The following is a 14,638-nucleotide window of genomic DNA, read 5'->3' on the forward strand; positions in this document are numbered from 1 at the left end:
GGGGAACAGGCATGAGAGGTGAACGCGACGGGGCGACCCGGCGGGTGCGGCGGCCCAAACGTCGGGGGATTCCCTTCCGCCTGCAGGTGGCCTTGGTCGGTTTGGTGGCCTTGGCCATCGGATACGGCCTGGGCTACTACCTGATCTCGCTGTTGACCATGCCCCAGCCGTCGGTGGGGGAGACCCTGGTCTCTTCACCGCCGCCGCCATCCTCGGTGGCCGTCAGCAGTCCGGCCACCACGCCCGCGGCCCGGACTCAGGAGCGGCCCGCCTCAACCACCTCTTCCTCGAGTGCCCCGTCGTCGAGCGCCCCGGCCCCGGCGCCGGCCTCGTCGGCGCCGTCCAGCGGGAGCGGAGAGAGCTCCGGCGGCCTCTACCGGGTGCAGGTCGGGGCTTTCATGGATCGGGACCGGGCCCAAGCGCTGGTGGAGCAGCTGCAGGCCCAGGGCTTCGAGGCCAGCATCACATCGGGCCCGCCCTACCGGGTCCAGGCGGGCGCCTTCCGCAGCGAGGCGGGGGCGGCCGCCCGTCTGGAGGCCCTGCGCGCGGCGGGCTACCCGGACGCGTTCATCCAGCGATCGCCATGAGCCGCCTGGCCAACACCACCGTCCGCCTGCGAGCGGCCGCCCGCCGGGCCTCCCGGTCGGTCTACGGGTGGGTGGCCCTGGCCGGCCTCCTGCTGGGCCTGGGGCTGGCCGTCTTCACCGCGCTCTGGCCGCCCCTGCCACCCTTGGAGGGACCGCCGGTCGCCCTCTGGCGGAGCGACCTGGGCCAGGTGGAGGCCATCCCCCTGGAGCTTTACGTGGCCGGGGTGGTGGCCGCGGAGATGCCCGTCACCTTCCATCCTGAGGCGCTGAAGGCCCAGGCCGTCGCCGCCCGGACCCTGGCGGTGCGGAGCCTCGTCCAACCCAGGGCCACCGACGGGACGGCCCTGACCGACCAGGCCTCCCGGGACCAGGCGTGGAGCTCCCAGGAGGCGTTGCGGCGCCGCTGGGGCTGGTGGCGGTATCCCTTCGCCTGGCGGAAGATCGCCGAGGCGGTCCTGGCGACCGAGGGCGAGATCCTCACCTACCAGGGCGAGCCCATCTTTGCCGCGTACCACTCCACCAGCGGCGGCCAGACCGAGGCGTCGGAGAACGTCTGGCGGGAGGCGCTGCCGTACCTGGTCAGCCTTTACGACCCCTACGGCGCCCGGGGCCCCTACGCCCAGACGGAGCGGTTCATCGATCGGGCCCAACTGGCGGGCCGCCTGGGTCCCTTGGAGTGGCGGGGCGAGGAGCCGCCGCTCTTCGTGCTGAGCCGGTACCCCTCGGGCCGGGTGGAACGGGTCCAGTACGGCTCTCGGATCTACACGGGACGCCAGATCCGGGAGGCCCTGGGCTTGCCCTCGACGTGGTTCGAGGTGATCTGGGAGGGGAACGGCGCCCGATTCCTGCTGCGGGGCTACGGGCACGGCGTGGGCATGTCCCAGTACGGGGCGGACGGGCTGGCCCGGGCCGGCCGGACCTATCGGGAGATCCTGGCCCACTACTATCCGGGAACGGTGCTCACCACCTGGCCGGGCGACGGAGGGGGCCGGTGACGGGGGTCCATTGACGGGCCGGGGGACCGGCCGTATGATGGACAAGAGCATGGAAGACGGGCGCGGGGTGCCGCCCTCCGGGGCGGAGAATAGGGAATCGGGTGGGAATCCCGAGCGGCCCCGCCACTGTGACCGGGGAGCCCCCCTCGACAGACCACCTGGCTGGAGCTGGGGAAGGTGAGGGCTGGCGATGATCCGGGAGCCAGGAGACCTGCCACGCGCCCATCAGACGACGCCCTCCGAGGGATGGGGGAACCGTCTGAGCCGGATCCCGTCGGGCCCTGGTTCCTTCCCCCGGCTTGCAGGCCGGGTTTTCTCTTGAGGGCGCGCGGAAAGAGGGATCCCGGTGCGCCAGACCTTCCAGGACCAACGCCTCACGCCCGACCGGCCGCTCGTGGCCATCCGCCGGCTGACCGCCGGGTACGGCGGCACCACCGTCTTACACGACCTCTCCCTGGTCGTCCAGCGGGGCGAGTTGGTGGCCCTCATCGGTCCCAACGGTTCAGGCAAGTCCACCCTCTTGCGGGCCATCACCGGGCGCCTCCCCTCCTGGGGTGGCGAGATCCACCTGTGGGGCCGGCCCTTGGCCCAGTGGTCCGTTCCCGCGCTGGCCCGCCGGGTGGCGGTGGTCGCCCAGGAAGAGCCGGCGCCGTTCGCCCTTCCGGTGGAACAGGTGGTCGCCATGGGCCGGACGCCCCACCTGGGGCGCTTCCAGCGGGAAGGGCCCGCCGATCGCCGGAAGGTCCGGGAGGCGATGGGCCGGGCGGGGGTGGTCCACCTGGCGGGACGGCCCTTCAACCAGCTCTCCGCGGGCGAGCGCCAGCGGGTGGTCCTGGCCCGGGCCCTGGCCCAGGAGCCCCAGCTCCTCCTCCTGGATGAGCCCACGAGCCACTTGGACATCGGCCACCAGGTGGAGGTTTTGGACCTCTTGGCCCGCCTCTGCCGGGAGGAAGGGGTGACGGTGGTGGCCGTCCTCCACGACCTGAACCTGGCCAGCCTTTACGCCCCCCGCCTGGTCCTCCTGGCCGGGGGCCGGGTGGTGGCCGATGGCCCGCCGGCCCAGGTGCTGGCCGTTCCCATCCTGGAAGCAGTCTACGGAACCCGGGTGATGTTGGGCCGTCATCCGGCGGTGGAGACCCCGGCCGTCCACCTCCTCCCGCTGGAAGGCGGCGAGGCGGGCGGCACCGTCCAGGCCCCTGGGGCCGCCCAGGAGGGAACGGCGTGACACCGGCCGATCTTCAGCCGCGCCCCAGGCTCAGCCCCAGCCCCGCCGTCGCCGTTGCCTTGGCCCTGGCCATCCTGGCCGGCGCCGCCATCACCGCGCTGGCTTTGGGGCCTGCCGCCATCGGCCCGGGCACCCTGGCCCAGATGACCCTGCGGCGCCTGGGGTGGCTCCGGCTCGAGCCCACGTGGCCAGCCAGCTACGAGGTGATCTTCTTCCAGGTCCGCCTGCCGCGGGTGGTCTTGGGTGTCCTCATCGGAGGCGCCCTGGGGGTGGCGGGCACCACCCTGCAGGGGCTCTTCCGCAACCCCATGGCCGACCCCTACATCCTGGGCGTTTCGGGCGGCGCGTCCGTGGGGGCCGTCCTGGCCGTCACCCTTGCCCCGGCCGTGCCCTGGCTGAGCGACCACACGGTGCCCGCCGTCGCCCTCCTCTTCGCCCTGGCGGCGGTGGTGACCGTCTACCGCCTGGCCCGGGTGGGCGACCGGGCCCCCCTCACGGCCCTCCTCCTGGCGGGCGTGGCCGTCTCCGCCTTCTGTTCGGCCATCGTCTCCCTCCTCCTCACCCTCCACCGGGAGAGTGCGGACAAGGCCCTCTTCTGGCTCCTGGGGAGCCTGGCCAGCGCGGGCTGGCGGGAGGTGGGGCAGGTGGCTCCCTACGTCGCCGGCGGGCTCCTCCTCGCCCTCGCCCACGCGCGGGAGCTGAACGTGCTCTTGTTGGGCGAGGACGCGGCCTACCACCTGGGGGTGGAGCCCGAGCGGGTTCAGCGGCGGTTGCTCTTCACCGCGTCGGTGATGGCCGCGGCCGCCGTCTCCGCCGCGGGCGTCATCGGCTTTGTGGGGCTGATCGTGCCCCACGCGGTCCGGCTGGTGACCGGCCCCGACCACCGGCTCCTCATTCCGTTGGCCGGCCTCCTGGGCGCCGCGCTCCTGGTGGCCAGCGACACCCTGGCCCGCATGCTCCTCAGCCCCGTCGAGCTCCCCGTGGGCGTGGTCACCGCCCTGGCCGGCGTCCCCTTCTTCCTCTGGCTCCTCCGGCGGTACCGGGCTGGGCTGGGGTAGGGGGCGGGCCGACCGGTCTCCGGAGCCAGGGTGTCGCGACACGGTCCCTCTGGGGCTGGGTCTCCTCGCCCGGCGACCTCAAGGGCCGGCAGAGTCGGGAAGGTGGAGCCAGCGCCCGCTGGCGAGGAGCCCCAGCCCCATGGGAAAGGCGCGGCAGCCAGCCATCCGAGAGCGCCTCGTCCTTGGCAAGGATCCCAGGAACCATTAGAATGGGAACGGCCGGCCGAGGCTGTAGGGAGGGGTTTCGTTGGTCGATCTGGAGGCGGTACGGAAGGCGGTTGGGGAGCTGCGGGAGCCTGAGCTGCGGCGCCCCTTGAGCGACCTGGGCATGGTGGGCCGGGTGGAGGCCGACGGCGACCGGGTCATCGTAGAGATCAAGCTGACCACCATGAACTGCCCGCTCCAGGCGGTGATCGAGGGCATGGTGAAGGAGCGCCTGGCGGGGATGCCCGGTGTGGGCGAGGTGGTGGTCGAGCTGGTGGAGATGGATCCCCAGGAGCGGGCCAACCTCTTCAACAACACCGTGGAACGGGCGCCCGTCCTGGCCCCCGAGTCCCAGACCCAGATCATCGCGGTGGCCAGCGGCAAGGGCGGGGTGGGCAAGTCCACCATCACCGCCAACCTGGCCGTCACCCTGGCCAGGCTGGGCTATGAGGTGGGCCTCCTCGACGCGGACATTTATGGGTTCAGCATCTCGCGTATGTTTGGCCTTTCGGGCCGGCAGCCCACCGTCGTCGACGGCAAGATCATCCCCATGGTCGCCCACGATGTGAAGGTCATCTCCATGGGCAACTTCGTCGATGAGGGAACCCCCATCATCTGGCGGGGGCCCATGCTGGGGAAGGTCCTGAACCAGTTCGTTGCCGACGTTCTCTGGGGCGAGCCCCACTACCTCCTGGTCGACCTGCCGCCGGGCACGGGCGACATGGCTCTGGACGTGGCCCGGCTCATGCCCAAGGCCGGCTTGGTCATTGTGACCACGCCCCAGACGGTCGCCTCCGGGGTGGCGAGCCGGGCGGCCCACATGGCCCGGAAGGCGGAGCAGCGGGTGCTGGGCGTGGTGGAGAACATGTCCACCTTTATCTGCCCGCACTGCGGCGAGCCGACGGCCTTCTTCGGAGAAGGGGGCGGCCAGCGGCTGGCGGAGGAGCTGGCGGTGCCGCTTCTGGCCAAGATCCCCATGACCCTCAGCGTGCGGGAAGGGGGCGACGTCGGCACGCCGGCGGCCCTGACCGATCCGGTCATCGGGGAGGTCTTCGCGGACCTGGGCCGGAAACTGGTGGAAGCGCTGCCGAGCCCGGGCCGGGTCGAAGCGGCTCAAGGGTGAGGCCCGCGGGGCTGGATGGGGCTGGGCAGGGGTGCCCAGCCCTTTTTGTGGCAACGACGAGGAGACAAGGAGATCCACGCAAGATGGTGGAATATAACGCCCTGGCTACGGGGACAGAAGGCGCTCGGCACGGGGAGCAGCCCCGGATCATCCTGGCCTCTGTCTCTCCCCGCCGGAAGCTGCTGCTGGAGAAGTTGGGCGTCCCTTTCCAGGTGATCCCCGCCAACGTCGCTGAAGATGAGGTGGCTCCCGAGGCGCCGCCCGAGATCCGGGTGGAACGCTTGGCCCTGGCCAAGGCGGAGGCCGTCTTCCGGGACCATCCTGAGAGCCTGGTCATCGGCGCCGACACCGTTGTGGACGTGGACGGCCGGAGCCTGGGCAAGCCCCGGGACCGGGACGAGGCCGTGGCCATGCTCCGGCTGTTGAGCGGGCGGCACCACTGGGTGCACACCGGGCTGGCCTTGGTCGGGCCCGGGGTGCGGCGGACGGGCCACGAGAGCACCCGGGTCTGGTTCCGCCCCTTGGATGACCGGGAGATCGAGGCGTACGTGGCCACGGGGGCGCCCATGGACAAGGCGGGCGCGTACGGCATCCAGGAGCAGGCGGCCTCCTTTGTCAGCCGGGTTGAGGGCTGCTTCTTCAGTGTCATGGGGTTGCCCCTGGCCCGCCTGGCGGAGGAGCTCCGGGCGGCCCAGGCGGAGCTGGCCAGGGGGGCCCGGTGAGCCTCGCAGGGGGAGCGTGAAGGAGGAAACGCTCTTGCCTGCCACGAGGCGGCGTCTGACCATCCGGGAGTTGCCTGAAGCCTTGCGCCCCCGGGAACGGCTGCAGCGGCTGGGGGCCGAGGCCCTGAGCGACCAGGAGCTCTTGGCCATCCTCTTGGGGACGGGGAGCCAGGCCGAGTCGGCCTTGGAGCTGGCCCGGCGCCTTCTGGTCCAGTTCGGGGACGGGCGGTCCCTGGCCGAGGCCAGCGTGGAAGAGCTGCGGGCGGTCCCCGGCATTGGGCTGGCCAAGGCGGCTCAGGTGCGGGCGGCGGTGGAGCTGGGCCGCCGCCTGGCGGGGCAGGTGCCCCACCGGATCACCTTGGACCGTCCTGAACGGGTGGCGGCTTTCTTGCGGGTGGAGATGGCCCACCTGGACCGGGAGCAGTTCCGGGTTCTGCTCTTGGATGCCCGGAATCGGCTGATCCACCAGCATGTGGTGGCCGTCGGGGGGCTGGACTCAGCGCCGGTCCACCCCCGGGAGGTCTTCAAAGAGGCCATCAAGCGGAGCGCGGCGTCGGTGATCCTGGCCCACAATCATCCCAGTGGCGATCCCGAACCGAGTGCTCCCGATCTTGGGGTGACCCGCCGGCTCTGCCGGGCCGGTGAGATCCTGGGGATCGAGGTGGTCGATCACATCATCGTCGCCCAGGGAGGCTTCGTGAGCTTTCGGGCGAAGGGACTCCTCGAGCGGTAGAGGGAAGGGGCCGGAAGATGCTGGGCAGGTACAGAGATATGGGTGTCGACCTGGGGACGGCCAACACCCTGGTCTACATCAAGAACCGGGGCGTGGTGGTGCACGAGCCATCGGTGGTCGCCCTGGACACCCACACCCGCAGTGTGTTGGCGGTGGGGGAAGAGGCCAAGCGGATGGTGGGCCGCACCCCGGGCAACATTGTGGCGGTCCGCCCCCTGAAGGACGGGGTCATCGCCGATTTTGAGACAACGGAGAAGATGCTCCGCCACTTTATCCGGCGGGCCATGCAGGGCGGGGGCCTGTTCCGTCCCCGGGTGGTCATCGGTGTGCCCTCGGGCGTGACCGAGGTGGAGAAGCGGGCGGTCATCGATGCGGCCCTCTCCGCGGGGGCCCGGGATGCCCGGGTTCTCGAGGAGCCCATGGCGGCCGCCATCGGTGCGGGCCTGCCCGTGCAGGAGCCCACCGGGAACATGATTGTGGACATCGGCGGCGGCACCACCGAGGTGGCGGTCATCTCCCTGGGTGGCATCGTCGCCCACCGCTCCATCCGGGTGGCGGGGGATGAGCTGGACGAGGCCATCATCCAGCACGTCCGCCGGACCTACAACGTCCTTTTGGGCGAGCGGACGGCGGAGCAGGTGAAGCAGACCATCGGCACCGCCTTCCCTCCCGAAGAAGAGATGACCATGGAGGTCCGGGGGCGGGACCTGGTGACGGGGCTGCCTAAGACCATCACCCTCACCTCCCAGGAGATCCGGGAAGCCATTGCCGAGCCCGTGGCCACCATCGTGGAGGCGGTCCGTCAGACCTTGGAGCGGACGCCGCCCGAGCTCGCGGCCGACGTGATGGAGAAGGGGATCGTGATGGCCGGGGGCGGCGCCCTGCTCAAGGGCTTGGACCGGCTGATCGCGGAGGAGACCAAGATGCCCGTCCACGTCACCGAGAACCCCACCACCGCGGTGGCCATCGGAACGGGCGTGGCCCTGGAGCATTTCGACCTCCTCAGCCGGGTGACCACCGGACCGCGACGTGCCGAAGGGTAAAGAGGGAGGTCTTCTCCCACAGCGTTACCGGTCCCTGGGGACCCGGCCCGTGAGGTGAGGGGGAGCCGTGCGGTTCAGCTGGCGGGTGGCGGCCTTCATTCTGGTGCTCCTGGCCGTGAGCGCTTCCATTTACGCGACCGCCTACGACCGGATCCGGTTCAGCCCGGTGGAGTGGGTGGTCCGGGAGGGGCTGGCCCCCTTCCAGACGGCGCTGGCCCGGACCGCCCACTGGCTGGAGGCCAGTTGGGAGCGGGTGCAGGGCTGGCGGCGGCTGGAGGAGACCAACCGGCACCTGCAGGAGCAGCTGGCCGCCTTAGAGCAGGATCTTCTCCGGCTCCACCAGCTGGAGCGGGAGAATGAGCGGCTCCGGGCGGCCCTCTCCCTGGCCCGGGAGCGCCCGGGCGAGTGGGTGGCGGCCGAGGTGATCGCCCGCTCGCCCAACAACTGGCTGAAGGTGGTCACCATCAACCGGGGCCGGGTCCACGGGCTTCAGGAGGGCCAGCCCGTCGTCAGCGCCGAGGGCTTGGTGGGCCGGGTGGGCCTCACCACCGCCCGGACGGCGGACGTGATCCTCATCACCCACACTTCCAGCGCGGTGGGGGCCCGGACCGAGCCCGGCGGGGAGCTGGTCCTGGTGGAGGGGACAGGCTCCTACGAGGAAGAGCTCCGGGTGCGGCCCCTGGACGCGCACGCGAGCTTGAGCGCCGGGGAGATCCTGGTCACCTCGGGCCTCTCCTCCATCTACGCGCCGGGGATTCCCATCGGCCGCCTCACCCGGGTGGAGTCCGAGGCGTATGGCCTCAGCCAGACGGGCTACGCGGTCCCCTTCGCCGATCTCAAGCGCCTGGATGTGGTGCTGGTGCTGGTGGAGCCGCCGCCGGAGGCCGAAGAAGGGGAGGGGTGACCGGTGGACGGGGACCACCGCAGCCTGATGGTGGCCGGGGGCATGCTCCTCGCCGCAGTGCTCCTGCAGTCCGCCTTCTTCCCCACCTTCACCCTCTTTGGGGCCCGGCCCGACCTGGTCACCGTCCTCGCCGTCCTCTTCGGCCTCTACGGAGGCCCCCGGACCGGGGCGGTCTTGGGGGGTGTGGGCGGGCTCCTGGTCGATCTTCTGGCGGGGCGTCTGGTGGGCTTGGGGTTGCTCTCCCGGGGCGTGGTGGGCTGGGTCAGCGGCCTGCTGGGCCGGCGGATCTTCAGCGAGAACTGGCTGGTTCCGGTCGTGGCGGTCCTTCTCGGGACGATCCTGGAGCAGGGGCTCTATGTGGCCGGGGCCTCCGTCTACGGCCTGGCGGCACCGTGGCAGGAGGGTTTTCTTCTTTCAGCGCTGGCCACCGGGTGGTACGGGGCCCTGCTCGCCGTTCCCTTGGTGCCAGCGGTCTTGGCCCTGATCCGGCGGATGGGGCCCATTTTGGATGAAGGTCGCCGGTTGCGGCCCGAAGAGTAGGGGCCCTCGCCCGCACCGGCAGGGACCGAGGGGGCGGACGGAGTGGCGCGGGCACGGGAAGAGACCAGGCCGGTGCGGACCCTTTTCTGGGTGACGGCCATCGTCTTCGTCGTTCTCAGCCTCCGGCTCTGGTACCTCCAGGTGGTCCGGGGGCCCCACTTCCAGGAGCTCGCCGTCAGCAACCGCCTCCGCCAGCTCCCCATCCCCGCCCCCCGGGGCGAGATCCTGGACCGGCACGGCCGGCCCCTGGCTACCATCCGGAGCAGCTTCACCGCTTCCGTTCTCCCCGGCCGGTTCGATCCCACCGATCAGGACCTCCTCCAACGCTTCGGCGAGCTGATCCACATGACGCCCGAGGAGATCCTGGAAGCCCTGCGGACCGCCGATGGGTACGCCTACGAGCCCATCCGGATCAAGCGGGACCTCACCCGGGCCGAGGTGATCAGCTTAGAAGAGCACCGGGACGAGCTGCCCGGCGTGCTGGTGGAGCAGGAGCCGGCCAGGACCTACCCCAAGCCCGAAGGGGCCCTGGCCAGCCACGTGTTGGGGTACTTAGGCCCCGTGACGCCCGAGCAGCTCCGCCAGGATCCCACCTACCGGCCGACGGACCTGGTGGGGCAGACGGGGCTGGAGGCGACCTATGAAGCCTTCCTCCGGGGCCGGCCGGGCCGGCAGGCCTTGGAGGTGAACGCGCTGGGGCGGCCCGTCCAGGTGTTGGGCCGGGAGCTCCCCATCCCAGGGCACAACCTGGTGCTCACCCTGGATGCCCGGCTCCAGGCCGCGGTGGAGCAGGCCCTCCACGCCCAGGTGGCGGAGCGGGCGGCCTCCAGCCGGTACCCCGATGCCGGGGGCGGGGCGGCCATCGTCATGGATCCCCGCACCGGGGAGATTCTGGCCATGGTGAGCGAGCCGGGGTTTGACCCCGAACGGATGAGCGGCAGGAGCCGGGCCGAGTACTACGCCGCCCTCGCCCAGGATCGGCGCCTGCCGCTCCTCAACCGGGTGACCCAGGCCACCTACCAGCCCGGGTCTGCCTTCAAGCCCATCACGGCCCTGGCCATCCTTCGGTCCGGGGCGGCCACCCCCCGGACCCCCTTCTACGCTGACGGCTACGCCCGGACTGGGGGCCTGGTGAAGACCGACTGGTGGGTGCCCCTGGGCATCCCCTCCCCGGGGACCATCTCCCTGACGGAAGCCATCACCCAGTCCATCAACGACTACTTCTGGGAGCTGGGCGCTCAGGCGGGCATCGAGGCCATCGCCCGGGAGGCCCGGGCCTTCGGCTTCGGCCGCTCGACGGGGATCCAGCTCCACCCGGGAGACCGGCCGGGGCTGGTGCCCGATCCCGCCTGGAAGGCCCAGCGGTTCGCCGACCGGCCGCCGGGGGATCGCCGCTGGTTTGAGTCGGAGACGATGGATGTCGCCATCGGCCAGGGGTTCCTCACGGTGACCCCCCTCCAGATGGCCCAAGCCTTCGCCGCCCTGGCCAACCGGGGCGCGTACTACCGTCCCCAGCTGGTGCGGGAGATCCGGGCCCCAGGGGGCGAGGTGGTCCAGACCATCGAGCCGGAGCTGGCGGGCCGGGTGGAGGCGCCCAGGGCCTGGTGGGAGGCCATCATCGACGGGATGGAGGGCGTGGTGCGGGGCCCCCGGGGAACGGCCCGGAACGCCTTCGCCGGGTTCCCCCGGGAGTACCGGGTGGCGGGCAAGACGGGGTCGGTGGAGGTGCCGGGCAAGGAGGTCCACGGTTGGTTTGCCGGGTTTGCCCCCGCGGACCGGCCGGAAGTGGTGGTGGTGGTCTTTATCGAACACGGGGGCGGGGGCGGCTCCACCGCCGCGCCCGTGGCGCGGGCCATCTTTGAGGCGTACTTCGCTTTGCAGGAAGGGCGAAGAGCGCTGCCCTAGGGAAGGATCTGGCAGGGAAGGCGCCGAAGGGTGGACGAGCATTCCGCTGGAGACGAGGGCGGCAGGGCGAGGTGACGGGAGACGGCACAAGCTGAGGGGCAGGCCGTGCGCTTCAAAGGCGGCAAAGACGGAGTGTACATCCTGTTCGACCAGACGGTCGATTTCCTGGAGGCCCTGGACGAGCTGCGGCGGCGCTTGGAGGGGTACCAGCGCTTCTTCGAGGGCGGCCGGGTCTGGATCGACACGCGCGGGCGGAGCCTCAGCCCCATGGAGTGGCGCTTGGTGGAAGAGGTCGCCTCCCAGTTCGGCATGGAGGTGGCCGAGGTTGGCTGCCGGGAGCCCCGGGGGAAGCGGCCCCCGACGGTCACGCCCTTGCGCCCTCGCCCGGCCAGCCACCCGGTTGATCCGGAGGCGACCCGCCTGGTGCGGGGGACCATCCGGTCGGGCCAGGTGGTGGAGCATCGGGGACATGTGGTGATCTTGGGCGATCTGAACCCAGGCGCCATCGTCCGGGCGACGGGGGACGTGATCGTCTTGGGCCACCTGCGCGGGGTGGTCCACGCGGGAGCCAGCGGGAACCGGAGCGCGCAGGTGTGGGCCCTGAGGCTTGAGCCCACCCAGCTCCGCATCGCGGACCTGATCGCCCGCTCGCCCGACGACGAGCACGTGCCGACGGGGCCGGAGGTGGCCCGCATCGTCGATGGCTGGATCCAAGTGGAGGCGTACGAGCCTGGGGCCCAAGGAGGAGGTTAAGCGATGCCGGGTCGTGTGGTAGTCATCACCAGCGGAAAGGGCGGCGTGGGCAAGACGACCACCACCGCCAACCTGGGTGCAGGGCTCGCCTTGGAAGGCTACCGGGTCTGCCTGATCGACGCGGATATCGGCCTCAGAAACCTGGACGTGGTCATGGGGCTGGAGAACCGGATCGTCTACGATCTGGTGGACGTGGTGGAGGGACGGGCCCGGCTGCGGCAGGCCCTCATCCACGACAAGCGGGTGGAGAACCTTTACCTCTTGCCGGCGGCCCAGACGCGGGAGAAGGATGCGGTCAACCCCGAGCAGATGAAGGAGCTGACGGCCGCGCTGGCCGAAGAGTTCGACTTCGTCCTGGTCGACTCGCCGGCGGGCATCGAGCACGGCTTCCGCAACGCGGTGGCGGGTGCCGACGAGGCCTTGGTGGTCACCACCCCGGAGGTGGCGGCGGTCCGGGACGCGGACCGGATCATCGGGATGCTGGAGGCCCGGGACCTGCGGAATCCCCGCCTCATCATCAACCGGATCCGGACCGATATGGTCCGCCGGGGCGACATGATGGACATTGATGACATCATCGAGATTTTGGCCATCGAGCTGCTGGGCGTCATCCCCGATGACGAGGCGGTTATCGTCGCCACCAACCGGGGCGAGCCGGTGGTCCTCCAAAGCCGCGGGCGGTGTGCTGAGGCGTACCGGAACCTGGTCGACCGCTTCCTGGGCAAGGACGTGCCCATTGTCGCCCTGGACGGCCACAGCAAGCTCTTGGAGCGGCTGCGCAGCTGGATGGCTCTGGGCCGCCGGCCGGTGAGCGGGTAACCCTCGAGGGAGGCGTCAGGATGTTTGATCTGCGCAGATGGGGCGCCCGGACGGGGGGCAGCAAGGACGCGGCCAAGGATCGCCTCAGGCTCGTCCTCATGTATGACCGGAAGGCCCTCTCGCCCGAGCTCCTCAACCGGATCAAGGACGAGATGGTGGGGGTCATCTCCAAGTACATGGAGATCGACGAGGAAGGGGTCCAGGTGGATCTGGATCAGAACCAGGATCAGGCCATGCTGGTGGCCAACGTGCCCGTCCGCCAGGTCCGGCGCGGGGCCGGGGGGGTCTCCCGCTGAGCCGGAAGGGGGAGCCCGGTGCTCGAACGGCGGTACCTCAAGTACGCTGACTGGCCTTTGGTCGTCGTCGCCCTGCTCCTGTCGGGGGTAGGGCTGGCGGTGGTCTACAGTGCCACCCACAACCTGCCGGGCGCCTCCAGCCCCTATGAGTACGTCATCCGCCAGGCGGTCTGGCTGGGGGTGGGGCTGGCCGCCATGGTCTTGGCCACCCTGTGGGATTACCGGGTGATCGTCGCCTGGGCCCCCTACCTGCTGGGCTTCTCCCTGCTTCTCTTGGTGGCCGTCCTCGTGGCGGGCCCCGTCATCTCGGGCGCCCGGCGCTGGCTGGTCATCGGGCCCGTCAACTTCCAGCCCTCGGAGCTGGCCAAGGTGACGACGGTCGTCGCCTTGGCCTGGCTTTTGGGGCGCCGGGACGACTGGGACACCTTCCTGGCCATCGGGGTCGCCCTGGGCCTGGCCGCCCTCCCCACGGTCCTGGTCCTGCTGGAGCCGGACCTGGGCACCTCCCTCACCTTCGTCGCCATCGCCTTCGTGATGCTCTACGGCGCGGGCGCCTCCGCGTGGCGCCTGGGGCTCCTGGCAGGCCTGGGGCTCCTCGCCCTGGTGGCCGCGGTGGTGGTGAGCCGGCTGGGTTGGGTAGAGATCCTGAAGGATTACCAGATTGAGCGGCTGGTCGTTTTCCTCAACCCGGCGGCGGCGAAGTACGGGGCCGGGTGGAACGTGATCCAATCCATGATCGCCATCGGGTCGGGGGAATTCTTCGGCAAGGGGTACCTGGCCGGGACCCAAACCCAGCTCGCCTTCCTGCCCGCCCGCCACACCGACTTCGTCTTCTCGGTCATTGGTGAGGAGGGGGGCTTCCTGGGCGCGAGCCTCGTGCTCTTCCTCTACTTTCTCCTCCTCTGGCGCCTCCTGGTCATCGCCGAGCAGGCCAAGGACCGGGAGGGACGCCTCCTGGCCCTGGGCGTCTTTGGCCTCGTCTTCTTCCACACGGTGGTCAACATCGGCATGGCCGTCGGCCTGCTCCCGGTGACAGGGCTGCCCCTCCCCTTCATCAGCACAGGGGGGACCAACCTGATCACCATGTTCGCCGGCCTAGGGCTGGCCCTCAACGTCTCCCTGCGTCGCAAGAAGCTGCTCTTCGACGAGTAAGGCCCGGCGGCGCGGCCCCATACCCTGCAGTAAGGGGGGGCGGCCGTGGGGGCGGGAGGAGCTCGGGCCCGATGGGGCTGGCGCTGGCCGGTGATCCATCCCAGCTTGGTCTTGGTGGCGGGACTGGCGGTGGTGTCCGGCCGGGCGGGAGAGGTGGTCGTGCTCTTCGGGAGCGTCCTGGCCCACGAGCTGGGCCACAGTCTGGTGGGCAGGCTTTTCGGGCTGCGGCTCCAGCGGATCACCCTCTACCCCTTCGGGGGCGTGGCGGAGCTGGCGGGTCTGGAGCGGGCCTCCCCCCGGGCGAGGCTGGCCACCCTGGTCGCGGGGCCTTTGGTCAGCCTCCTGCTCTTCCTGGCCGGCGGCTGGCTGGCCGGCCAGGCCGGCCCGGAGAGCCCTTGGGGCCGCTGGGGGGGAAGCCTTCACGAGGCCAACCGGGGGCTCTTGGTGGCCAACCTGCTGCCGGTGGGGCCCCTCGATGGCGGGCGGATGGTGGAGGTGGCCCTGGAGCGGCGGGTGGGCGTCGGGGTGGCCCGGCGGTGGCTGATGGGGGCTGGCGTGGGGACTGGGGTGGGGCTGGGG

General features: G+C 71.0%; 16 protein-coding genes and 1 riboswitch. All 16 genes read left to right on the forward strand.

All coding sequences use genetic code 11. The features are described from left to right. The first annotated feature begins 11 nt into the window (after positions 1-11). Positions 12-587 carry an SPOR domain-containing protein gene (locus FWJ67_RS05220; protein ID WP_304171303.1) on the forward strand — a complete coding sequence of 192 codons (576 nt, stop codon included), beginning with the start codon at positions 12-14 and terminating at the stop codon, positions 585-587. Next, complete coding sequence (spoIID, locus tag FWJ67_RS05225; RefSeq protein WP_304171305.1) at positions 584-1,582, forward strand: stage II sporulation protein D; 999 nt, start codon at positions 584-586, stop codon at positions 1,580-1,582. Before FWJ67_RS05220 ends, spoIID begins: the two co-directional genes overlap by 4 nt. A gap of 48 nt (positions 1,583-1,630) precedes the next feature. After that, positions 1,631-1,816, forward strand: a riboswitch (cobalamin riboswitch). Between the two features lie 112 nt (positions 1,817-1,928). Then, positions 1,929-2,807, forward strand: a complete 879-nt coding sequence (locus FWJ67_RS05230) for a heme ABC transporter ATP-binding protein (protein ID WP_304171307.1) — start codon at positions 1,929-1,931, stop codon at positions 2,805-2,807. Then, entirely contained in the window at positions 2,804-3,865 is a 1,062-nt protein-coding gene (locus FWJ67_RS05235) for a FecCD family ABC transporter permease (RefSeq protein WP_304171309.1), read from the forward strand. The genes FWJ67_RS05230 and FWJ67_RS05235 overlap by 4 nt, the downstream gene beginning before the upstream one ends. A 247-nt stretch (positions 3,866-4,112) precedes the next feature. After that, on the forward strand, positions 4,113-5,192 hold the full coding sequence (locus FWJ67_RS05240) for an Mrp/NBP35 family ATP-binding protein (RefSeq protein WP_304171311.1): 1,080 nt from the start codon (positions 4,113-4,115) through the stop codon (positions 5,190-5,192). An 83-nt stretch (positions 5,193-5,275) separates the two neighbouring features. After that, complete coding sequence (locus FWJ67_RS05245; protein ID WP_304171313.1) at positions 5,276-5,914, forward strand: Maf family protein; 639 nt, start codon at positions 5,276-5,278, stop codon at positions 5,912-5,914. A gap of 34 nt (positions 5,915-5,948) precedes the next feature. Beyond that, positions 5,949-6,647 (forward strand): RadC family protein, encoded by a 699-nt coding sequence (radC, locus tag FWJ67_RS05250; RefSeq protein ID WP_304171315.1) that lies wholly within the window; start codon positions 5,949-5,951, stop codon positions 6,645-6,647. A gap of 38 nt (positions 6,648-6,685) precedes the next feature. After that, positions 6,686-7,690, forward strand: a complete 1,005-nt coding sequence (locus FWJ67_RS05255; RefSeq protein WP_414482616.1) for a rod shape-determining protein — start codon at positions 6,686-6,688, stop codon at positions 7,688-7,690. Between the two features lie 67 nt (positions 7,691-7,757). Further along, entirely contained in the window at positions 7,758-8,594 is an 837-nt protein-coding gene (gene mreC, locus FWJ67_RS05260) for a rod shape-determining protein MreC (RefSeq protein WP_304171320.1), read from the forward strand. A 3-nt stretch (positions 8,595-8,597) separates the two neighbouring features. Next, positions 8,598-9,134, forward strand: coding sequence for a rod shape-determining protein MreD (gene mreD / locus FWJ67_RS05265; protein ID WP_304171322.1), 537 nt, complete (start codon positions 8,598-8,600; stop codon positions 9,132-9,134). A 42-nt stretch (positions 9,135-9,176) separates the two neighbouring features. Continuing rightward, positions 9,177-11,039 carry a penicillin-binding protein 2 gene (mrdA, locus tag FWJ67_RS05270; RefSeq protein WP_414482255.1) on the forward strand — a complete coding sequence of 621 codons (1,863 nt, stop codon included), beginning with the start codon at positions 9,177-9,179 and terminating at the stop codon, positions 11,037-11,039. A gap of 105 nt (positions 11,040-11,144) precedes the next feature. Further along, positions 11,145-11,792: a septum site-determining protein MinC gene (minC, locus tag FWJ67_RS05275; RefSeq protein ID WP_304171326.1), complete on the forward strand. Its 648-nt coding sequence runs from the start codon at positions 11,145-11,147 to the stop codon at positions 11,790-11,792. Between the two features lie 3 nt (positions 11,793-11,795). After that, a complete protein-coding gene (gene minD, locus FWJ67_RS05280; protein WP_304171329.1) occupies positions 11,796-12,611 on the forward strand; it encodes a septum site-determining protein MinD in 816 nt (271 codons plus the stop codon). 20 nt (positions 12,612-12,631) lie between these two features. After that, positions 12,632-12,907 carry a cell division topological specificity factor MinE gene (gene minE, locus FWJ67_RS05285; protein ID WP_304171330.1) on the forward strand — a complete coding sequence of 92 codons (276 nt, stop codon included), beginning with the start codon at positions 12,632-12,634 and terminating at the stop codon, positions 12,905-12,907. An 18-nt stretch (positions 12,908-12,925) separates the two neighbouring features. Further along, a complete protein-coding gene (gene rodA / locus FWJ67_RS05290; RefSeq protein WP_304171332.1) occupies positions 12,926-14,059 on the forward strand; it encodes a rod shape-determining protein RodA in 1,134 nt (377 codons plus the stop codon). A 45-nt stretch (positions 14,060-14,104) separates the two neighbouring features. Further along, the coding region (locus FWJ67_RS05295) for a M50 family metallopeptidase (RefSeq protein WP_414482617.1) at positions 14,105-14,638 on the forward strand (534 nt) is incomplete at its 3' end.

The sequence above is a fragment of the Limnochorda sp. genome, assembly GCF_047459355.1.
In the GTDB taxonomy this organism is placed as follows: domain Bacteria; phylum Bacillota; class Limnochordia; order Limnochordales; family Limnochordaceae; genus Limnochorda.

What these genes read in the sequence shown, in the direction of transcription:
- minE (WP_304171330.1), top strand. Translation starts at nt 12,632, where the DNA reads ATGTTTGATCTGCGCAGATGGGGCGCCCGGACGGGGGGCAGCAAGGAC.
- minD (WP_304171329.1), top strand. Translation starts at nt 11,796, where the DNA reads ATGCCGGGTCGTGTGGTAGTCATCACCAGCGGAAAGGGCGGCGTGGGC.
- FWJ67_RS05255 (WP_414482616.1), top strand. Translation starts at nt 6,686, where the DNA reads ATGGGTGTCGACCTGGGGACGGCCAACACCCTGGTCTACATCAAGAAC.
- FWJ67_RS05245 (WP_304171313.1), top strand. Translation starts at nt 5,276, where the DNA reads ATGGTGGAATATAACGCCCTGGCTACGGGGACAGAAGGCGCTCGGCAC.
- FWJ67_RS05220 (WP_304171303.1), top strand. Translation starts at nt 12, where the DNA reads ATGAGAGGTGAACGCGACGGGGCGACCCGGCGGGTGCGGCGGCCCAAA.
- spoIID (WP_304171305.1), top strand. Translation starts at nt 584, where the DNA reads ATGAGCCGCCTGGCCAACACCACCGTCCGCCTGCGAGCGGCCGCCCGC.